This is a genomic window from Streptomyces sp. NPDC046925 (genome assembly GCF_040644915.1).
Taxonomy (GTDB): Bacteria; Actinomycetota; Actinomycetes; order Streptomycetales; family Streptomycetaceae; genus Streptomyces.
Genome location: NZ_JBEYWZ010000010.1, coordinates 112,357 through 133,072, shown reverse-complemented (window position 1 = coordinate 133,072; position 20,716 = coordinate 112,357). Strand labels below are relative to the sequence as shown.

The following is a 20,716-nucleotide window of genomic DNA, read 5'->3' as shown; positions in this document are numbered from 1 at the left end:
TTCCTCAGCCGAACAGGCGGTTCAGGGTGCGCAGCAAGCCCGTGCGGCCCTTGTCCGGCACCGTCCACAGCGTCTGACCGCGCAAACCCCACTGCGCGAGGAGCGCGTTGGCGGCGAGGAAGCCCGTGGTGGCCGCCCGTTCCATCAAGGCGACCGGCAGGTCGGTGCGCACCAGGTCGCCCGCCAGGGTGACGGTGGGATCCGGAGTGCGTACCCCGGGCCTGTCGGCGTAGCCGCCGACGGGAAACAGCGGGCAGTCGGCGTTCCATTCGTGGCAGGAGTCGAGGACCTTCGCCTCGCGCGTCTCGGGGTAGACGCGGTGCAACTCGGCCAGCAGGGAGTCCTGTTGGGCCGGGCGCTGCGCCTGCGGGTCCGTGGCGTAGGCGTGCAGTTCGACGACGGATCCACCGCTGCGGGCGGACCATCGTGCGGCCTCGCCCTCCCAGCGCTCCAGCACGCTCACATTGTCCAGGCAGCCATAGCCACTGGTCCCCAGGAAACCGGGCCGGTCGGCGGAGACCGGGCGATCGAGCCAGAGCCGGGAGACCAGGAACGCGGGCGCGACGCGCAGTTGCCGGACCTTCTCCCGCCACTCCTCGTCGGCGAGTTGCGGGGATCGGGCGACCAGGTGTTGCAGACCGGGGGTGTCGAGCGCCAGGACCACAGCGTCGTAAAGACTCTCGGTGTCCCCGGTCATGACGTGTGAGCCGCCGTGGCGGCCCGGCCGGATGCTCTCGACGCTCTCACCGGTGCGCAGTTCGGCCCCGTGACCGGCCAGGTATCCGGCCAGCGGTTCCCACAGCGCGGCCGGGAAGGGCTCGTTGGGGACGTCGAACAGGAGGCCTTCGCTGGAGCCGAGGAAGTAGATGTGGAACATCAGGGCCAGTTCGGCCGCGGAGAGTTCGCGGGGGTCGGCGAAGAAGCTGCGGGAGAAGACCTCGAAGGCCAAGTGGTGGGCGGCCTGCGGGAATCGGATGCGGTCAAGCAGGTCACGGGCGCTGATCCCGTCCAGCTGCTCGTAGACGTCGGGCACCCGGATGTCGAGGAGGGGCAGGGCCGCCCGCGCGTTCATCCGGGCGAGGTCGCGCAGGCCGAAGGTGGGGCTCTGGGCGACGAATCCCAGTGCGCTCCAGGGGGGTGTGCGCGGGACGCGGGCGAAGCTGTCCCTGAGCCCCGCGCTGTGTTGCAGGGGGTAGTCGGGCAGGGCGGTGAGCATGCGCAGCCCCGGGTCGGCGCGCCGCAGGAGGCCCCGGAGGTTGTAGTACTGCCGGAAGAAGGCATGAAAGCCGCGGCTCATCGTCGCGCCGGAGCCGTCGGAGAGTTCCACCGGCCAGCCCGCCAGGCGGCCGCCGAGCTGGGGCCGGCGTTCGTACAGGGTGACCTTGACTCCCCGTTCCGCCAGCGCCGTCGCCGCGGCGAGGCCGGCGATCCCGCCGCCGATGACCGCGGCCCGCGGCGCCTGTCCCCGCACCCGCGCAAGCCCGGCGGGCCCCATCAGGGTGCGGGCGCGTCGGTCACGGCCGCGCCGGACCACGTGCTGCTGCCGATTGCGGTGACCCGGCACGGGCATGTCGGCCTTCTCCCTCTGTCGTAGGTGGTCGGTGGTCGGTGTGCGTCCGCGGTGTGTGGTCAGCCGGGCCGCTGTGTCGTCGGGCCCGGCGGCCGACGGCGCAGCCAGGGCAGTTCGGCCGCGGTGCGCAGCATCGGGCCCACCGGCGTGTGCAGTCCGATGCGCATGTCCTCGTCCCAGCGGGTGGCGCCGTCCAGGAAGCGCAGCAGCCGCTCCATCGGCACGTGGCCGAAGAGACGGGTGAAGAAGTCCGCCCCGTCCACCCGGCCGGTGCCCAGGGCCCGCAGCAGGACGGCGTCCATGGCCAGCGAACGACGCGAGTGCGCGGGCGGCGACTGCAGGCGGCCTTGTTCGTACCAGGCGGTGGTGAGGGCCCTGGCCTGTTGCTGGATGGTGGCGAAGGTGTACCCGGTGGACGGGCGGGTCGCGCCGCCCGCCGTGCCGATGCGCACCACCGAGGGACCCGCCCGGTGCGGGAAACGCGCGTCCGTCATGGGAATCACACCCTGCTCGGTCCGGCGTACCTCGACGTGGTCCAGGCCCAGTTGCTCGCTCACGTAGCTCCGCAGTGCCCGGTCGTAGCCCGCGTCGTCAAGGACCGCGGCGGAGAACTCCGTGTACTCCACCAAGGCCTCGTACGGGCTGCTCGGCAGGACGTAGCAGAAGGAGAGGCCGTGCCCGGGTTGGACGGTGCGGAAGTCCATCAGGTCGGCCACCGCCGGGTCGAAGACCGGCCGGTCGGCGCGCAGGAACCAGCCGCGAAAGTGCTGCAACAGGGTGGTCCTGGCCGGCGGCAGCCGGGGCAGCGGGCGGGAGTCGCACACCCATCGGGCGCGCAGGGCCAGCGGTTCGCCCTGCTGGGTGATGCCCCGCACCAGCGCGCCGTGCGGCAGGTCGCATACGTCGTGGACGGTCGCGGTCAGGCGCCTCACCTGCGGTGCGGCATCGAGATGGCGGGTCACGAAGGACTCGAACGCGGGGGAGCGGAGCATCTTGTAGCGCAGCGGAGCGGCCGAGCCGGTGATGGGCGTGCCGTCCGGCCCGCGGACCCGCAGGGTGTCCCAGCCGCCCGACGTCACGGCGTCGAATTCGCCGCCGGGCTTCTCCCAGAAGCACCAGGTCCGTTCCGGTGGACGCAGCGGCCCTTGCGGGGCGTCGATCAGAGTGATGGCGGGGGTGTCACCGGTCGTGGCGGAGCAGAGGCGGTAGGCCAGGGACAGGCCTGCGGCGCCCGCCCCGACGATGGCGATCTCCGTGTCGTGCATCCATCCCCTGTCTCTTCCCGGCGTCCCGCGTCGATGACGCGGCCGGGCGGTGGGCCCTGCCCGGCCTGCCCGACCGGCTCCGTCGTTCTTCTTCGGGCCGTGCTGCCGCGGCGGATGCGGCAGGCGGCGAGCGGGTCAGCGCGCCGGGCCCGCCGGATCCGCCAGTACCTCGCGTGCGGCCCGTGTCCCGGAGGCGAGCGCGCCCTGCACCGACCCGGTGGCCCGGTGATCCCCGCACACGTACCGTCCGGGCGCGAAGCGGGTCGTGCGGCTGAGCGGCCACGGCGGGCGCATCGCGGGCAGCGCCCCCGGAATGGTGTAGGCGGCGATCAGTGTCCATGCACCGGTGTCCGCGCCGTACAGCTCGGCGAGTCGACGGCGTACGGCGGCCTCCGCGCCGGGAGGGTCGCCGCCGAGCACCGAGGTGGACACGAGCGCGGTGCCGGGCGGGGCGTAGCCGGGGACGGCTTCGGTGAGGACGCAGGTGTTGAGGACGGCCAGCGTGCTGTCGGTCACCAGGGTCGGTTCGGGCAGCGGGGGTGTGTCGGTGGCGTGGTAGTAGGTGGTGACGGTCCGGCCGTCGGGCACGGGCAGTCCGGGGAGCAGGCGCGCGGCCGTTGCGGCGTCGGTGGCGACGACGACCCTGGCGGCGGGCTCTTCGTGTCCGTCGGCAAGGAGGACGCCGTTGTCGGTGATGGCCTCGACCGGTGATTCCAGGCGCAGAACGCCGGGCGGCAGGCCTTCGGCGAGCTGCGCGGGGACCGCGCCGATGCCGTCGGAGGGCAGGCACAGGGTGCCGCGTGCCATGCTGCGAAGGACGAGGTGGAAGAAGCGCGCCGAGGTCTCCAGATCGGTCTCGAGGAACACGCCCGACAGGAACGGCCGCAGCACGTGGTCGACGGCGTGGTCCGAGAGGCCGGAGCGTTCCAGTGCCCGTGCGGTGGTGCCGTCCTGGCCGCGGGTGAGCGCCCAAGCCGGCAGGAGAGTGTCGCGTGCCGCCAGAGCCGCGAGAGCGGCGAGATCGCGGGTGCTCAGGTTCCGCCCGGGCAGCAGCTGGGCCGCCTCCCGCGGGCGCCGGGTCGGGTCGGTGAGCCGTACGGGTCCGGTGGGCGTGTGCGCGAGGAGGCCGGGGGTGAAGGGGCGCAGGCGCAGCCCGCGCAGGTCCAGGCGTCGCTTCACCTGCGGGTAGAAGGTGTTGAAGACCTGGAAGCCCCGGTCGAGTCGGAAGCCGTCACGCCGGTCCGTGCGCATCCGTCCGCCGACCGCGTCGGAGGCCTCCAGGAGCGTGACCCGCTGTCCGGCGCGGGACAGGTCCAGGGCGCAGGCGAGCCCGGCAAGCCCCGCACCGACGACGACTGTGCCGGGGGTCGACAGGTTCGGAATGGCCATCAGCTGTCTCCTCGTCTCGTGTGCCGGTCCGCCGCCGGCCCCGGTGTCGCGGGGGCGGCGGGCCAACGGTGGGTCAGGATGTCACCGTGCGGGTGCGGCTCACCGCGTGACAGGCCGACGGGCGTCATCGGTTGCCGCCGTCCGCAGAACCGCCAGGGCTTCGGCAAGGCCCGGTGGTCGTGGCAGGCCGGGCACGGCTTGACCGGCCCAGCCGGGTCCGAGCGTCAGGACGACCGGGTGTCTGCGTGCGCCGCGCACGCCCCACTCCATCGACGCCACGTGCTGTGCGAGGGGGCGGCTCGCGGTGGTCCGGGACTGGGCCCACAGCCCGATGGCCGCCGGGCCGGTCCTGCGTACGGCCTCCACCAGCGCCTGGGTGGGCATGGCCGCGCCGAACATGCGCACCGGCAGGCCCTGTTCGGCCAGGGCCGCGGCCAGCGCCTCCAGCGGCAGTGTGTGGGTCTCGCCGGGCACGCAGGCGAGCAGCGTCAGGTCGGCCGCCTGTCCGGCGGGGATCGGCGGGGTGCTGCGGCGCAGGGCGCCCGACACGTGCCAGGACAGGAAGTGCTCGACCTCCACGTACTTCTCGCCCGAGGTCTCCCACTTGCGCCCCACCGCCTGGAGCGTCGGCATGATCACCTCCTGCCAGGCGGTGACGAGGCCGTGTTCGGCGATCGCCGTGGCGAGGAGCTTGTCCACGGCGGGGGCATCGAGCCGCAGCGAGGCCCGGGCAAGGCCCTTGCACTCCCGGCGCGCGTCGCCGAGTTGCAGACCGGCGCCGGAACGGCTTCGCGCGGGCGCGGGCCGCTTCGGTGCGGCGGCGGGCACCGGCGGCGGCTGCGTGCCGTCGAGGGCGATGCGCGCGGCTTCGGCCGGCGGCACCCCCGTCATGGTCAGCGTGCACATCCGTTCCAGGCGCGCGATGTCCACGGCGGTCCAGCGGCGGTGCCTGCCACTGGTGTGGGCATCGGGGCCCAGGCCGTAGCGATGGTCCCAGGAACGCACCGTGGTGGGGGCGACGCCGAGAAGCCGGGCCACCGCACCGGTTGACAGGCCCGCTGCCTTGTCGTGCTCGATCGCGCTCACCGACTCAGCGTACGACGCACAACCGACGCGTGTTGCCTGCGTCGTTTGTGCGTCCAAGACTCATGGCAGGACCGAAGCCGGTCGAGGCACCGCCGGCACAAGCACCGAGGCACCCCCGCACAAGAACCCGGGACCCCTCATCCCGCGAACGCCGCTCCGCAGGAGGAACGACGCCATGAGCGCGACCGTGCAGACCTCGCAGCGCCCCGTTCCGCCGGCCGGTCCGACGGCCCCGGACGAGGAGCTGGCCCACGGGCTCATCAGCGCCGACGAGCAGGCGTTCGCCGCGATCTACCGGCGCTGGAGCCCGCGGATCCACAGCATGGCCGCCCGCTCGCTCGGCGACGCACGGGAAGCGGAGGACGTCACCCAGCAGGTCTTTCTCGCCGCCTGGCGGGGACGGACCGGATTCCACCCCGAACGCGGGCCGCTGGGCGCCTGGCTCGTCGGCATCACCCGGCGCAAGATCGTCGACACGCTCGCCGCGCGCACCCGGCGCCTGCACCTGATCGAAGCGGCGGGCCGTGCCGCCGATGCCGCACCCGGAGACCGCAGGCCGGAGACGGCGGACCGGGTCCTGGACCGCGTGCTGCTCTCCGGCGTGCTCGCCGGACTCCCGCAGCGCCAGCAGGAAGTGCTGCGCATGGCGTTCTACGACGACCTCACGCAGCACCAGATCTCGGAGCGCACCGGTCTGCCGCTCGGCACCGTGAAGAGCCACGCGCGCCGCGGTCTGTTCCAGCTGCGCCGCAGGATCGAGCAGTGCTGATGACACCGGACCTGCGATCCGACGCGCCGGTCACGGCAGGCGCCGTCCGGTCCCTTCGGCAGGAGACATCCATGCACGGCGTCGCGACGGCACAAGCAGCCCGGGCGACCGGCGGCGCGACGCTGACCTGGCGCACGCTCGGCCTCGACGCCATGGCGTCCATGCTCGTGGTGTCCCTGCGACGCCTGGGCCGCACCGGCTTCGCCGCGGAGTGCCAGTGGCCGCGCCTGCATCCGCTGAACGACCGCGCCGTCGCCGTGGCACACCATCCGCTGCTCATGGTGGAGTCCACCCGCCAGATCGCCGTCGCCCTGGAGCGCCTCCACCTGTCGGCGGAGGGACCCGCCCTGCTCGAACCCGTGTCCGTGAGCCTGGGACTGCGGTCCCGGTCATGGCCCAGCGAGCGCGGCAGCGCCACCGACGTCACCGTCCGGGTCAGCGTGAGCGACCACGCGACGCCCGCCCCGGGCCTCACCGGCTACCGCATCACCGCCGAGTACGAGCACGCGGGGACGCCGTTCGGCTCGTGCACCATGCGCATGGCCCGCCCCGCCCCCGCGGGTCCGCCCTGCGCGCCGGCCGCGGCACCCCTGCCCGCGCTCCTGCATCCCCCGGCGGCCGTTGTGGGCGCGGCAGCCGACACCGACGTCATGCTGGCGCGGGCCCCGCAGGGACGCCTGGCCATCATGCCGCGGGACCCCGCCCATCCCGTCCTGCTCGCCGGCCGCCCGGCCCGGCTGCCCGCGGCGGCCGTCCTGGAGGCAGCGCGCCAGGCGACGCTCCTGAACTGCGGCATGACCACCGCGGCCGTGGCCGGGCTGCGGGTGGAACTGCTCGCACCGGTGCCGTCGCGCGGGGCCCTGGTCGAGGTGGCGGCGGAGCCCGGGGGAGCACGCGTCATCGTCACGGCATCCGGCCGGGTCGCCGCGCTGTGCACGGTCGCGCTGCTGAGGGCGTGAGCGGCAGCCATGGTCAGGAGCCGAGAAGCAGACGCCGGTCTTCCCGAACTCATGCAGCGGGTGGCGCACGGCGACGAGGACGCCTTCTCCTGCCTGTACGACACCGTGGCCGCCGCGGTCTTCGGTGTCGCCCGCAGCGTGCTGCACGACCGAGCGCAGGCAGAGGAAATCACCCAGGAAGTCCTCGTGGAGGTCTGGCACACCGCCGAGCGCTACCGCAACGACCGCGGAACGGTCAGGAACTGGGTCCTCACCCTCGCGCACCGGCGAGCGGTGGACCGGGTCCGCTCCACCGCCGCCCGCAGCGCCCGTGAGGACAAAGCGGCGCGGCTGGCCCGTATACCCGCGTTCGACGAGGTCAGCGAAGCGGTCGAGACCCGTCTCGAGTACGAGCAGGTCCGGCGCTGCCTCGCCGGGCTGACCGATCCACAGAAGCGGTGCCTGGCCCTTGCCTACTACGAGGGACTGACGTCGCGGCAGATCGCCGAGCAGCTTTCGCTGCCGCTCGGCACCGTCAAGACGCGCCTGCGAGACGGACTCATCAGGATGCGCGACAGCATGAAAGTGCCGCTGTAGGCCGCCGGACATCTCCGCCGGCCCCGCGGCGTGACCCAGGAGGCGACATGAAACTGCAGGACGAACTGCCCGTCGACCATCATCTCGCTGCCGTCTACCGCTACGGCGCGGCGTTCTGCGGCCTCGTGCTCATCGCTTTCGGCTGCCTCGGCCTGGCCGACGCGCTGACACCCTTGAGCACGAACGGCGAGGTGGCCGGCCTGTCCACCAATGTCGCGCTGAGCGTGATCTCGCTCGCCGTGGGAGCCGCGCTCGTCCTGGGCGGCTTCGTCGGCGGCACCTTCGCCTCCACGCTCAACATGACCGTGGGCGCGCTCTTTCTGCTCAGCGGCTTCTACCACCTCTTCACGCTCGACCGGCCGGCCAACTTCCTCGACTTCGGAATGACCAACGTGTTGTTCAGCTTCGTGGCGGGCCTGATGATCCTGACGTTCGGCATGTACGGACGCGTCTCCAGCAAGCTGCCGCACGACAATCCGTTCTGGCGCCTGCGCCACCCCGAGCAGGCCGCCCGCGAGGACGGCACCGGCGTTACGGCCGGACAGCCCGAACTGCCGGACCGGGAGAAGACGGCCCTGGAGAGCGGTGCCCGGGGCGAACTGAACCGCTGACTGAACCGCCGACTGGACGGCTGCCCGAATCGCCCGCCTGAACTGCGACGTTTTCGCGGCGCTGTCACCCCGTTCACACAGCCCCTGCACACCTTTTGCCCCGGTTCAGCCACGGCGGCTATCGTCCCCGCTGCGACAAGCCGTACCTCAAGGAAATGGAGCCTTCTCCGTGGCACCCACCGGCGCGCCGGCGTCGTACGTCCTCAGCAGCGGCACCGACCAGGCCCTCGCGGCCCCGGGCTGGCTGCGGGACAACGCCGGCGCACTCATAGGCGTCCCGCTGCGCATCGTCCTGATCGTCGTCGGAGCGGCGATCGTGCGAGCCGTGGCCAAGAAAGCCATCACCCGCGTCGTCCAGCGCATTTTGCAGCCGTCCGACGGCGAGAACGAGCCGCGTCGCACCGGCCGCGGTCCAGCGGTCCTCCAGCGCGACCGTTCGCGTGCCAAGGAACGGCGCGAGCAGCGCGCCCGCACCATCGGCTCGGTCCTCGGCAGCGCGGTGACCATCGTCATCGCCCTGATGTCCCTGGCCATGGTCCTCGACCAGATCGGCATCGCCCTCGGCCCCCTGCTGGCCAGCGCCGGTGTGGTGGGCCTCGCGATCGGCTTCGGCGCGCAGAGCCTGGTGGCCGACTACCTCTCCGGCATGCTGATCATGATGGAGGACCAGTACGGCGTCGGCGACTCCGTCGACCTCGGCGAGGCCATCGGCGAGGTCGAGCACGTCGGCCTGCGGCTCACCCAGATCCGCGACCTCAACGGAGGCCTCTGGCACATCCGCAACGGCGAGATCCTGCGCGTCCGCAACGACAGCCAGGAATGGGCCCGCGCCGTCCTGGACGTCTCCGTCGCCTACGACTCCAACCTCGACACGGTCTACGACGTCCTGGAGCGGACCGGCACCGAGTTGCGGCAGGACCCGGAGTTCGAGGGCGTCCTCCTCGAGGACCCGTCCGTTTGGGGTGTGCAGTCCCTGGACGCCGACGGTGTCGTGGTCCGCCTCGCGGTCAAGACCGTCCCGCTCAAGCAGTGGGGCGTCACCCGTGAACTGCGCCGCCGCACCAAGACGGCCCTCGACGCCGCCGGCATCGAAATCCCCTTCCCGCAGCGGACGGTGTGGATGCGCACCGACGGCGACGCCACCGTCAACGGCAAGAACAACGCCGACAGCAACGGCAAGTCGCCGGTGAACCGCTGACCGTCGCTCGTCAGAGATCTTGGGCGATACGCTCCTGCGATGCGCCTCATACCCGACGATCCGTTCCCCGAGATCGGCAACCCGCTCTCTGCCGACGTGAGCGCGGACGGCCGCTGGATCGCCGTCAGTTGCCTCACCGGCGGTCGCAACGACCTGGGGCGGGTCATGATCTACCGGACGAGCGATCTCGCCCTGTGGGACCAGATCGTGCTGGAGCAGGGCGTCGAGTGGCTCGCCTTCCATCCCGTCGTGCCCGTGCTGGCCGTGGGCACGGAGGACGGGGACGAGTTCGCACTCCGGGGCGGCCTGCACCTGTACGAGCCGGAGACCCGGCGCCGTACCGATGTGGCCGTCGCCGGGGTCGGCGTCACTGCCTTGTGCTGGCGGGACGCGCGTCGCCTGGAAGTGACGTTCGCCGAGCCGGTCATCGACTTCGACGACCTGGGCCGGGTGACCTGGACGCGAGCCGTCGTCAAGCGCGACGACTGGCACGGCGTTACCGCTGATGTGCTCGCGGCGCAGATCTCCTGGCCCCAGGTGTCGGTGAAGGTCGACGGGAGCAGCATCAGGGGACCGCGCATCACCCGACCTCAGCGCTACCTCGCCGACCTCGCCGCGAAGAGGGGCCGCGCCTGGACCAGGCGGCCCGGAACGTCCGTGGTGGAGGTGCTGAGCGACGGCCGGATGCTGGTTTCCGTGCTGACCGGGGCCCTGCTGGAGTGCTGGTCCCCGGACGGCGCCCTGCTCTGGTCCGTGCCGGCGCCCGACGACCCGTTCCAGCGCAGCGGCTGTCGCTTGTATGTCACCCCGGACGAGGAGAGCGTCTGGCTCCCCGTCACGAAAGGCGACAGCGGCAACCCGCGCACCCTGCTGCGCCGGTTCGCCCTCGCCGACGGTACCCAACTCGCCGAACAGCTTCACGACTTCCCGGTCGCCATCGCCGCGCGCACGGACGGTGCCTGGGTGGCCCAGGACTCCCGCGAGGTGTTCCCCGGACCGAGGTGGCCGCCGCACGACAGCGTCATGCTCACGCCTTCCGGCCGGCAGCTGGCCACCCTGCCCCTGGGGGAGAGCGGCACCTCCTACGACTTTCCGGTGCGACGCTCTCCCCACCTGCTCTTCCTCTACGGCGTCGGCAGCGCGGATCTCAGCTACGGCGTCGGTGCCGCGGACGTCAGAACGGAACTGCTGGAGAAGTGGGTCGTGCTGGCGGAACCCGGGTGGATCGAGCGGTTGTTTCCGCTCGCCTGGGACGACTCCCTGGGCTCCTGCCTGCACGGCGGCCCCGCCGTGTACGTCGACGACGAAGCCGGGCCGGGGATCGTCCACACGTGTACGGCGCGCGACACCACCTATCTTGTCCGTCGCGCTTACCCGGGCGGTGCGGTGGTCTGGGTGCACCGCTTCGGCGCACAGGTCACCGGGGTCGATGTCCACGATGGTCTCGTCCACGCCGTGACCGGCGCCGGGTCCTGCGAGCTGCTCACGCTGCGTGCGGCGGAAGGCACGGTGGTGCGGCGCGGCACGCTGGCCATCGGCGGGCACGTCTACACCCCTACAGGCCTGAGCGCCGCTCCGGACGGCGACCTGGTGATCGGCACGGTGGAGGGGCGGCTCATCAGGATGCGGGCACCTGACTGTGCGTTCCGATGAGACCTCCGGCGCGTACCCGCCTTCCCGGCGGTCAGCCCATGACGGCCGATGGGCCGGGGCGGTGCGCCGTGCTGCTCCGGCGGGAGCGCAGTTCCAGGGCGCGCAGGACCAGTTCGGTGGCGAACCGGTCGTCCGGTGAGGACAGCAGGTCGCCGAAGACCTTCTCCAGGTTGCGCAGCCGGTAGCGGACCGTCTGCGGGTGCAGATGGAGCACGTCGGCCATCTGCAGCACGTTTCCGCGGGTGTCGAGCCACGCGCGCAGGGTGCTGATGAGCCGGTCGCGCTGATTGGCCGTCAGGCCCGCCAGGGGTGCGAGCTGCTGCTTGGCGAGGGCCGAGACCAGACCGGGGTCGGCGAAGAGGGAGAGGGCCACCAGGTGGTCCTCGCAGTGGATGTAGGGGCCGCCCTCCAGGACGCCCGCCTCGGCGAGGCTCAGGGCTCTTCGGGCCCAGCGCAAGGACTCCGCCGCGTCCGCCAGCGGCACGGTCAGTCCCACGGCCGCGCGGAGGGTGTGCGGGGCCGCGTCCATGAAGGAGCGGCGGTGCTCGTCGACGGGCCCGGGGATCAGGGCGTGCGGCAGCGAGGAGCTCAGGTCGACCAGGACGTCCTCGGCGACGGCGCCCCTGTCCGGTCGGCCGTCCGTGCTGAAGGCGATCGGTGTGACCTCGTCGGGCAGCTGCCATTTGGCGCGCTCGGCGAGTTCGACGAGGGTCGCCCTGGGGACGGACACATCCGACAGGAGGTGCTTCAGGAGCCGCTGGCGCTGGATGTCCTGGCCCTGCTCCATCTCGGCCCGGGCCTCCTGGTAGCCCTCGCGGGAGACCTCCATGAGGTTGTCCACGTAGGCGAGCAGGGCGTCGGCGAAGGAGAGCATCAGGCCGGCCGGCAGGTTGAGCCGCCGCAGCATGCCCTTGGCCCGGTTGAGGGCGAGCCGGGCGCCGAGCCGGAAGATCGCCTGCATGGTGTCCAGGCTGCGGCCCTCGTAGGCCTCGAAGCGGCCGAACATGCGGCACACCTTGTCGCGTTGCACGGTGGAGGCGTCGGGCGCGGCGACCTGATCCACGAAGCTCGTCAGATTGTGCTCGACAATAAGATGTACGGCCCGGGAATAGGGGCCGTCGAGAACTTCCGCGTACTCGGGGTAGGAACGGCGGATCTCGTCGATGACTTCCTGGATGAGTCCGGGCAGTTCTGGGCGCATGATCGCGGCGAACTCGCGGGGGAGAGCAGACACCGGATGCCCCGCATCCCCCGCTTTTAATGCAGTAGTCATGGAACTCCCCTTACTCCGCCCGTGATCGAAACCGCTGACCGGCGGTGGCTGGGGACGGAAGCAGTCCCTGACGACCCCGGTGGCCGCCGGCTGGCGGGTCAAAGTTGATCTTGGCGCTCTGGAACCCCTGGCACGTTAAACCATGGACAGCCGGTGTGCACCCTGCTCATCACTCTCTTTCGGACAACCCCGTTCCGCTGGTGAGGTGTTCAGGGCGCCCTGCCGGAGCGGGGCACGTCAAGAGGCCGGGAGCAGAGTACTCACGGCGGGATGAACCTCCTGCGCACGTTGCTGACCGGATAACAAAAGGGGACGTCCGCCTCCGCTTGTGATCGTGCGAGGAGAGCGGGATGCGCCGTTCGTCAAGAGGCCGGTCGCGGAGTACTCACCCCGGTACGAATCCGCTCTCGGATTTGCTGTGCCGGGGACAAGGAAATGCCTGGTGATTTCGGTCCGGGGCGCTTTTCCAATTCGGCCGTTGCGCCGCTGAGTTACCCGTGCGTAAGGTCCGGATCGCAAGTCTGAACGGGAAGCAGATCGGGCCTTGTCGGAAGATATTGCCCCGCTTCTGCTTCGGTCCTCCGGGTGCGGATGCCCCTTCGCGCAAGTGGCCCCGGCTCTCCCCGGGACCACGTGAGGACCACTCCATCGGACCCCGCGGCGGCCCCCCTGCCGCGGGGTCCGCCTTCTGATCGGAGAGCAGCGATGACTGGTGCCCTGAGCGGCGGGCGCACCGCACGACTGGCCGCGGTTGTCGTCGCGGCCTGCGTGCTCGGGCTGCTGCCCGGTTCGGGCTCGGCCGCGCGGGATCAGCGGGAGGCCCGGCTCACGGCCGCGTACGACTGCACGCTGCCCTCGGGCACCCGGCAGGTCGAGGTCACCTTCGGCGCCACGTTCCCGGAGCGCGGGGCGGTCGGAAAGCCGATCAGGCCCGCCGCGGTGAGCGTATTGACGAGCCTGCCGCGCCCCGTCGTGGCGGAACTGCTGCCCGGGGAGACGGCATCGGTCGCCGGAACGGCGGCGCTGGCCACCACGGTCGCCCAGGGGCGGCAGCGGGCGGAGGCCGAGTGGGCGGGCCTGGCCTCCGCCGGGATGGAGCTGCCCGCGCAGGGCGCCGTCGATGTGGGCTTCAGCGGTGATGTGCCGTACGTGACGGTCGCCTCCGGAGGCGATGTCACCTTCACGGCAGGGAAGTTGGACCTCACGCTCACTGCCCCGGCCCCCGGAGATACGGGCAAGCGGCCCGCGTCGGCCGCGCTGTCCTGCACTCCGGCCGGGGGCGCGGACACCCTGCTCGCGACCGTCCCCGTCGAGACGCCCGCCACAGGAACACCCCCGGCGCCGTCCACCGGCTCCGCGGACCCGGACACTGAGACCCCGCGCGACACACCCAAGGGCATCGACGCCGGGCCGCAGCCCCGCGCCGCCACGGACGCCTGCCCCCCACAGCCGCCCGCGGGCAAGCTCGACCCGAAAAGGCTGCCGTCGGTGCCGCCGGGCGGTGAGGCGAGCGACCTGGAGCCGACCTCGATGTGCGCGGTGCCCGCGGGCTTCGCCACCCTGCGCAAACTGAAAAGCTCGGCCCTGGTCAACGACCCGCGCGGGCGACAGATCGGACGCATGCACCTGGCCATGCGGATGCGTGAGGTCAGGGCGCCCGACTATGTGGAGTACGACCACCTGGGCATCATGCAACTGCCCGACACCGAGGGCACGTTCCTCGCCTTCGGGTTCCAGCCGATCACCGCCAAGGTCCGCTTCGAGCCCGAGCCGGCCACCATCGTCAACATCATCCGGCCGGGCGAGCGGCCGGTCACCCGGGTCGGCTACCGCCAGCATCTGCGCCTGTACGACGTACGGGTCAACGGCGTGCCCCTCGACGTCGGGCCACGATGCCGCACTTCGCGGCCCGTCGAGACGGAACTCACCGGCAGCTATCCGGTCAGCGAGGGCGGGCTGCTCGAAGGCGAGCTGGACATCCCGCCGCTGGGCGGGTGCGGAACAGGCGGCGAGGACCTGGACACGCTGCTCTCCGGCGCGGTCTCCGGCCCCGGAAACGCACTCAAGATCCGCCAGGGACGTGTGTGCGGCGCCGGATCGACCTGCAAGATCCCCGAACTCCCCGACCTCTGACCGCCGGCCCACACCCGAACCGTGCACAACCCCCAGAACTCTGAGCAAGGAGGTGCGATGGGAGTCGAAGTGGTCGTCGAGGGACTGACCAAGTCGTTCGGCAAGCAGAACATCTGGCAGAACGTCACCCTGACCCTGCCGCGCGGCGAAGTCAGCGTGATGCTCGGCCCGTCCGGCACCGGCAAGACGGTCTTCCTGAAGTCGATCGTCGGCCTCGTCCGCCCCGAACAGGGGCACGTCCTCATCGACGGCGTGGACATGGTCAACAGCCGCGAACGGGACGTGTACGAAGCCCGGAAGCTGTTCGGCCTGATGTTCCAGGACGGCGCGCTCTTCGGCTCGCTCAGCCTCTTCGACAACGTCGCCTTCCCGCTGCGCGAGCACACCCGCAAGAAGGAGACCGAGATCCGCCGCATCGTCATGGAGCGGCTCGAACTCGTCGGTCTCGCGGGGGCCGAGAAGAAGCTGCCCGGCGAGATATCGGGCGGCATGCGCAAACGCGTGGGCCTGGCCAGGGCCCTGGTGCTCGACCCGCAGATCATCCTGTGCGACGAACCGGACTCGGGGCTCGACCCGGTGCGCACGTCGTATCTCTCGCAGCTGCTCATCGACATCAACGCGGAGATCGACGCGACGATGCTCATCGTCACCCACAACCTCGACATCGCGGCGACCGTCCCGGACAACATGGGCATGCTCTTCCGCCGCAACCTCGTGACCTTCGGGCCGCGCGAAGTGCTCCTGACCAGCGAGGAGCCGGTGGTCGAGCAGTTCCTCAACGCCCGCAGGGCGGGCCCCATCGGCATGTCCGAGGAGAAGGACCAGGCCACCCTGGACCTGGAGGCCGCGCACGGCATCGTCGCCGGACCCGCCACGGAGCGGACCATCGTGCCACAGCTCGCGCCCACCCCCGGACTGCCCGAGCGCCAGGCCGTGCGCCGGCGCCGGGAGCGCGTCCAGAGCATGCTGCACGAGCTGCCGCCCGCGGCCCGCCGCGCCATCGAGGCCAGCCTGCGGGGCGACGACGCGCCCACTCTGGTCGCGCCGCGCGCGATACGGGGAGCGGGCGCATGAGCGCGCCTCCCGCCGCGCGCCGGCCACTGCCCGGACTGGGCGTGCTGCGCGAGATCGGCCACCTGTTCGCGCTCGCGGTGAGCGTGCTCCGCCTGATCTTCAAACGGCCCTTCCAGTGGCGGGAGTTCGTCGAGCAGTTCTGGTTCATCGCGAGCGTCACGATCCTGCCCGCGATGCTGGTGACCATCCCGTTCGGCGCGGTCATCGCCCTCCAGGTGGGCTCCCTGATCGAGCAGTTCGGCGCCCAGTCCTTCAGCGGCGGCGCCAGCGTCCTCGTCATCATCCAGCAGGCCAGCCCGCTGATCGTCTCCCTGCTCATCTCGGGCGTCGCCGGTTCCGCGATCTGCGCGGACCTCGCATCGCGGACCACCCGCGAGGAACTCGACGCCATGCGCGTCATGGGCGTCTCACCCGTCCAGCGCCTCGTCGTGCCCCGGGTCCTCGCCGTGATGCTGGTCGGCGTGCTCCTCAACGGCCTGGTCTCCGTGGTGGGCATCCTCGGCGGCTACTTCTTCAACATCGTGATGCAGGACGGCACACCGGGCGCCTACGTGGCCAGCTTCTCCGCCCTCGCCCAGCTGCCCGACCTCTACATCAGCGAGTTCAAAGCGCTGATCTTCGGCTTCATCGCCGGAGTCGTCGCCGCCTACCGCGGACTCAACCCGAAGGGCGGCCCCAAGGGCGTGGGCGACGTGGTGAACCAGTCCGTCGTCTTCACCTTCCTGATCCTCTTCTTCGTCAACATGGTCCTGACGGGCGTCTATCTCCAGCTCGTCCCGCCGAAGGGGCTGTGACCCGTGGCCCTGACCGCACGCGGCGGCAAGAGCCGCGCCTTCGCCTGGCTGGACCGGCCCGGCGACGAACTCCTCTTCTACCTGCGGGCCCTGTTCTGGATCCCGCGCGCCGTGCGCCGCTACCCCAAGGAGATCCAGCGGCTGCTCGCCGAGGTCGCCTTCGGCAGCGGCGGCCTCGGGGTGATCGGCGGCACCGTCGGCGTGATGATCGGCATCACCGTCTTCACCGGCACGGTCGTCGGCCTCCAGGGCTACGCGGCGCTCAGCCAGATCGGCACCGACGCGTTCACCGGCTTCGTCTCCGCCTACTTCAACACCCGCGAGATCGGCCCGCTCGTCGCCGCCCTGTCCCTGTCCACCACGGTCGGCGCCGGCTTCACCGCACAGCTCGGCGCGATGCGCATCAACGAAGAGGTCGACGCCCTGGAGAGCATGGGCGTGCGCTCCACGCCCTTCCTCGTCTCCACCCGCATCGTGGCCGGCGCCATCGCCGTCATCCCGCTGTACGGCATCGGCCTGCTCGGCTCCTATCTGGCCTCACGGGCGACGACCGTGCTGTTCAACTCGCAGTCCACGGGCACCTACGACCACTACTTCCATCTCTTCCTGGTGCCGACGGACGTCCTGCTGTCCTTCCTCAAGGTGCTGATCTTCAGCGTGCTCGTGATCCTCGCCCACTGCTACTACGGCTTCCGCGCCTCGGGCGGACCCGCCGGGGTCGGGGTCGCCGTGGGCCGCTCGGTGCGCACCGCGATCGTCCTCATCAGCGTCACCGACTTCTTCCTCAGCCTGGCCCTGTGGGGCGCCACGACCACCGTGAAGGTCGCCGGATGAGCGCCCCGCCGAAGACCACGACCCGCCCGGTGGCGACGCCTGCCGTGCGCACGCGCCCCACCGAGGGCGCCCTCGCCCGCCGCAGACGCCTGGCCGGAGTGGTGTACCTCGTGGTGCCCGCCCTGCTGGTGTGGCTGTCGATCGCCGTGTACGACAAGGAGTTCACCGACTCCGCGACCGTCGTCGTCGAGACGGGGCGCGCCGGCAGCGAGATGCACCCCAGCGCGGAGGTCAAGCTGCGCGGCGTCGTCGTCGGCGAAGTCGAGAAGATCGACACCGGTGGCCGCACCGCGCGGCTCACCCTCGCCCTGCAACCGGACAAGATCGGCCGGGTCCCGTCCGACGTCCGGGCCCAGCTCCTTCCGACCACCCTGTTCGGGCAGCGGTACGTGGCCCTCGTACCGCCCGAGAATCCCTCGGCGCGTCCGCTCGCCGCGGGCAGCGTCATCCCGCAGGACCGCAGCCGCAGCGCCGTCGAGCTGGAGCAGGTGCTCGACAATCTGCTGCCCCTGCTGACCGCCGTACAGCCGCAGAAACTGTCGGCCACGCTGTCCGCCCTCGCCCGGGCCCTCGAAGGGCGGGGCGAGAAGATCGGCGACTCGCTGGTGGAGCTGAACGGCTACCTCAAGGACTTCAATCCGCATCTGCCGTCCCTCAACCGGGACATCAAGCACCTCGTCGAGCTGAGCGACACCTACGCCGACGCCGCCCCCGACCTCGTGGACGCGCTGCACGACGCCACCACCACGAGCGCCACCATCGCCGCTCAGCGAGCCGAGCTCTCCACGCTGTACGCGTCGGTCACCAGCAGCTCGCAGGAGACGGGAAGCTGGCTGCGCGGCAACCGGGCCAACCTCATCAGGCTGACCGCCACCAGCCGCCCGACCCTGGACATCCTGGCGCGGTACGCGCCCGCCTTCCCCTGCACCCTGAGCACGGTCGCCGACTTCGTACCGGCGATGGACGCCGCCCTGGGCAAGGGCACCGACCGGCCGGGACTGCGCGTCGACGTGCGGGTCGTCCCCTCACGCGGCGCCTATGCGCCGGGCCGGGACACGCCCCGCTATGACGCGGGCGGCGGGCCGCGCTGTTACCCCGTCCCCTACACGGGCGGCTCTTACGCCGCGCGGCAGAGCACGGCCACCACCCTGAGCGGGGTGTCCGGCGGGCTCGGCGTGGCCAACTCGCCCCAGGAGAACACCCTTGTCACCGAACTGCTCTCCGCACCGGACAAGGCGCGGCGCGGATCCCTGCCCGACTGGTCGAGCGTGCTCGCCGGACCGGCCTTCCGCGGGGCGGAGGTGAAGCTGAAGTGAGCGGACAGCGCAGCCTGACCGGACCCGCCGTCAAATCACTGATCTTCATCGTGGTGACCGCCCTGGCCACCACCGTGCTCGCGCTGAGCGTCGCGGGCACCGATGTCGGCGGGACCCGCAGCTACAAGGCCTGGTTCACCGATGCCACCGGCCTGAACGAGGGCGACTCGGTGCGTGTCGCCGGGGTCAAGGTGGGCCAGGTTTCGTCGATCGAGATCGTGCAACGCCGTTATGCGCAGGTCGAGTTCACACTGGAGGGCGGGCGGCGGATGCCTGCGTCGGCGACGGCGTCCATCAAGTACCTGAACATGCTCGGGCAGCGCTTCGTCGATCTGCGCCGCGGCGCCGGACCGGTCGGCCGCACCCTGGAGCCGGGGCAGACCATCCCGCTGAGCCGCACCACGCCGGCGCTCGACCTGACCCAGCTCTTCAACGGCTTCCAGCCGCTGATGCAGGGACTCTCCCCGAAGGACACCAATGAGCTCGCGGGATCGATCGTGCAGGTCCTGCAGGGCGAGGGCGGCACGGTCGAGAGCCTGCTTGCGACCGTCGGCTCGCTGACCACCACGGTCGCCGCGAAGGACCGGGTGATCGGGGAGGTCATCAGCAATCTCAACCGCGTCCTCAGAGCGGTCAACACCCGGCAGAAGGGCTTCACCGAACTCATCGGCACGGTTGAGAAGCTGGTCTCCGGGTTCGCCGACGACCGCAAGACCGTCGGGCGGTCCGTCGACTCGCTGGCCACGCTCAGCGTCAGTACGGCGGATCTGTTCGGCAAGAGCCGAGCACCCCTGAAGGAGGGCATCCGTGATCTGGGACGGGTGTCCAAGACCCTCGCCGACAACGAGCCCCTGGTCGAGAGCTTCCTGGAGAAGACACCGCAGAAGATGGCCGCCATCTCCCGGATGGCCTCCTACGGCTCCTGGCTGAACCTCTACCTCTGCGAGGCGAAGGTCAGCGGCGTCTCGACCTACGACGACAGCCCGCCGCCGACCGGACTCGCGATCAAGGATGCGAGGTGTCGCGCATGAAGCGCCCCGGTGTGCAACGCACGGGCCGGAAACTGCCCCGGCTGCGGCGCCCCCGTATCAAGCCCATGAACGAGCGCAACCCGGTGGCCGTCGCCCTGGCCGGGCTCCTGGCCATGACCCTCGTCGGGCTGCTCGCCTACAACGCCGAATCGCTGCCCGTGATCGGCGGCGGCACCCGCTACACCGCCGACTTCAGGGACTCGGTGGGACTCAAGGCGGGCGACGAGGTGCGGATCGCCGGCGTACGTGTCGGCGAGGTCGAGGACGTCGCCCTGGACGGGCCCAAGGTGAAGGTCACCTTCGAGGTGAAGGACGCCTGGATCGGCGACCGCAGCACCATCGGCATCGCGATCAAAACCCTCCTGGGCGCCAAATACCTCGCCGTCGACCCGCTCGGCAGCCGCCGGCAGGACCCCGGCAAGCGCATCCCGACCCGCCGCACCACATCGCCGTACGACGTGATGGAGGCCTTCAACGGCCTGAGCCGCACGACCGGCGCGCTGGACGAGGACCAGCTCGCCAAGAGCTTCAAGGCCGTCTCCGGAGCCTTCAAGAACACTCCGCCGCACGTCCGCAAGGCCATGAAGGGCCTCTCCGCGCTCTCCAGGACGGTCTCCACGCGTAACGACGAGCTGTCCGAACTCCTCGACGGATCAGCCCAGTTCACCACGTCCGTGAACGGCAAGAAGAAGCAGTTCGAGCGGCTGCTCGACAACGGCAACCTGCTCCTCGAAGAGGTACGCCACCGCCGCGAGTCCATCCACGCGCTGCTCACCGGAGCCCGCGACCTCGGCACCGAGATCGGCGGCCTGGTCGACGACAACGAACGCCGGTTGGGGCCCGCGCTCGCCGCGCTCGACCGGGTCACCGGTGTCCTGAGCAAGAACCAGAAGAGCCTCGACAAGGCCCTGGCCGCCGCAGGGTCGTACTACCGGCTCGTCGGCAACACCCTGGGCAACGGGCGCTGGATGGACGGCTACCTGTGCGGGCTCGTCCCCGAGGACTATCTGCCCGCGGGCGCGGGCCCGGACAGCGGATGCATGCCGCCGAAGCAGGGAGGCGGACGCTGATGGCCCGCACACCAAAGGGAGCCCGCACACAAGCGGGAGCCCGCACACAAGCGGAGGCCCGCGCACACAAACGCGCGAGACCCGGGCTCGGCGAGCGGATCGCGGATGCGACCGG

The 20,716-nt window shown here is 71.2% G+C and carries 18 protein-coding genes; 13 read left to right on the top strand and 5 right to left on the bottom strand.

The annotated features are described in order from the left end of the window. Window positions 1-4 precede the first annotated feature (4 nt). The 4 genes from ABZ906_RS32625 to ABZ906_RS32610 all read right to left on the bottom strand — a co-directional run bounded on the left by ABZ906_RS32625 (window position 5) and on the right by ABZ906_RS32610 (window position 5,310). Window positions 5-1,570: an FAD-dependent oxidoreductase gene (locus ABZ906_RS32625; protein WP_361389088.1), complete on the bottom strand. Its 1,566-nt coding sequence runs from the start codon at window positions 1,568-1,570 to the stop codon at window positions 5-7. Window positions 1,571-1,629: 59 nt separating this feature from the next. Continuing rightward, complete coding sequence (locus ABZ906_RS32620) at window positions 1,630-2,835, bottom strand: lycopene cyclase family protein (protein ID WP_361389085.1); 1,206 nt, start codon at window positions 2,833-2,835, stop codon at window positions 1,630-1,632. Window positions 2,836-2,970: 135 nt separating this feature from the next. After that, window positions 2,971-4,224, bottom strand: a complete 1,254-nt coding sequence (locus tag ABZ906_RS32615) for an NAD(P)/FAD-dependent oxidoreductase (protein WP_361389082.1) — start codon at window positions 4,222-4,224, stop codon at window positions 2,971-2,973. 99 nt (window positions 4,225-4,323) lie between these two features. Beyond that, window positions 4,324-5,310, bottom strand: a complete 987-nt coding sequence (locus ABZ906_RS32610) for a MerR family transcriptional regulator (RefSeq protein ID WP_361389079.1) — start codon at window positions 5,308-5,310, stop codon at window positions 4,324-4,326. Window positions 5,311-5,485: 175 nt separating this feature from the next. Between ABZ906_RS32610 and ABZ906_RS32605 the strand changes: the two genes are divergently transcribed. From ABZ906_RS32605 to ABZ906_RS32580, 6 genes are all read left to right on the top strand, one after another. Next, window positions 5,486-6,079: a sigma-70 family RNA polymerase sigma factor gene (locus tag ABZ906_RS32605; protein WP_361389076.1), complete on the top strand. Its 594-nt coding sequence runs from the start codon at window positions 5,486-5,488 to the stop codon at window positions 6,077-6,079. Between the two features lie 71 nt (window positions 6,080-6,150). Beyond that, entirely contained in the window at window positions 6,151-7,038 is an 888-nt protein-coding gene (locus tag ABZ906_RS32600; RefSeq protein WP_361389073.1) for a hypothetical protein, read from the top strand. Window positions 7,039-7,047: 9 nt separating this feature from the next. Continuing rightward, on the top strand, window positions 7,048-7,614 hold the full coding sequence (sigK, locus tag ABZ906_RS32595) for an ECF RNA polymerase sigma factor SigK (protein WP_361183760.1): 567 nt from the start codon (window positions 7,048-7,050) through the stop codon (window positions 7,612-7,614). Between the two features lie 47 nt (window positions 7,615-7,661). Continuing rightward, entirely contained in the window at window positions 7,662-8,225 is a 564-nt protein-coding gene (locus ABZ906_RS32590; protein WP_361389070.1) for a DUF4383 domain-containing protein, read from the top strand. Between the two features lie 169 nt (window positions 8,226-8,394). Beyond that, window positions 8,395-9,423: a mechanosensitive ion channel family protein gene (locus tag ABZ906_RS32585; protein WP_361389067.1), complete on the top strand. Its 1,029-nt coding sequence runs from the start codon at window positions 8,395-8,397 to the stop codon at window positions 9,421-9,423. 39 nt (window positions 9,424-9,462) lie between these two features. Beyond that, complete coding sequence (locus ABZ906_RS32580) at window positions 9,463-11,076, top strand: hypothetical protein (RefSeq protein WP_361389064.1); 1,614 nt, start codon at window positions 9,463-9,465, stop codon at window positions 11,074-11,076. A gap of 31 nt (window positions 11,077-11,107) precedes the next feature. Here ABZ906_RS32580 and ABZ906_RS32575 read toward each other — a convergent pair whose 3' ends face one another. Then, window positions 11,108-12,349: a helix-turn-helix domain-containing protein gene (locus tag ABZ906_RS32575; RefSeq protein WP_361389061.1), complete on the bottom strand. Its 1,242-nt coding sequence runs from the start codon at window positions 12,347-12,349 to the stop codon at window positions 11,108-11,110. A 705-nt stretch (window positions 12,350-13,054) separates the two neighbouring features. Between ABZ906_RS32575 and ABZ906_RS32570 the strand changes: the two genes are divergently transcribed. From ABZ906_RS32570 to ABZ906_RS32540, 7 genes are read left to right on the top strand one after another with little or no spacing between them, the layout of a single operon-like run. Then, window positions 13,055-14,482 (top strand): DUF6801 domain-containing protein, encoded by a 1,428-nt coding sequence (locus tag ABZ906_RS32570; RefSeq protein WP_361389058.1) that lies wholly within the window; start codon window positions 13,055-13,057, stop codon window positions 14,480-14,482. A gap of 57 nt (window positions 14,483-14,539) precedes the next feature. After that, complete coding sequence (locus ABZ906_RS32565) at window positions 14,540-15,556, top strand: ATP-binding cassette domain-containing protein (protein ID WP_361389055.1); 1,017 nt, start codon at window positions 14,540-14,542, stop codon at window positions 15,554-15,556. Next, window positions 15,553-16,350: an ABC transporter permease gene (locus tag ABZ906_RS32560; protein WP_361183743.1), complete on the top strand. Its 798-nt coding sequence runs from the start codon at window positions 15,553-15,555 to the stop codon at window positions 16,348-16,350. The genes ABZ906_RS32565 and ABZ906_RS32560 overlap by 4 nt, the downstream gene beginning before the upstream one ends. 9 nt (window positions 16,351-16,359) lie before the next feature. Next, complete coding sequence (locus ABZ906_RS32555) at window positions 16,360-17,184, top strand: ABC transporter permease (RefSeq protein ID WP_361389517.1); 825 nt, start codon at window positions 16,360-16,362, stop codon at window positions 17,182-17,184. Beyond that, a complete protein-coding gene (locus tag ABZ906_RS32550) occupies window positions 17,181-18,500 on the top strand; it encodes an MCE family protein (protein ID WP_361389052.1) in 1,320 nt (439 codons plus the stop codon). Before ABZ906_RS32555 ends, ABZ906_RS32550 begins: the two co-directional genes overlap by 4 nt. Next, the gene (locus ABZ906_RS32545) at window positions 18,497-19,531 is read left to right on the top strand and encodes an MCE family protein (RefSeq protein ID WP_361389049.1); all 1,035 of its coding nucleotides are present in this window, start codon (window positions 18,497-18,499) and stop codon (window positions 19,529-19,531) included. The genes ABZ906_RS32550 and ABZ906_RS32545 overlap by 4 nt, the downstream gene beginning before the upstream one ends. After that, window positions 19,528-20,601, top strand: a complete 1,074-nt coding sequence (locus tag ABZ906_RS32540; RefSeq protein ID WP_361389046.1) for an MCE family protein — start codon at window positions 19,528-19,530, stop codon at window positions 20,599-20,601. Before ABZ906_RS32545 ends, ABZ906_RS32540 begins: the two co-directional genes overlap by 4 nt. Window positions 20,602-20,716 lie beyond the last annotated feature (115 nt).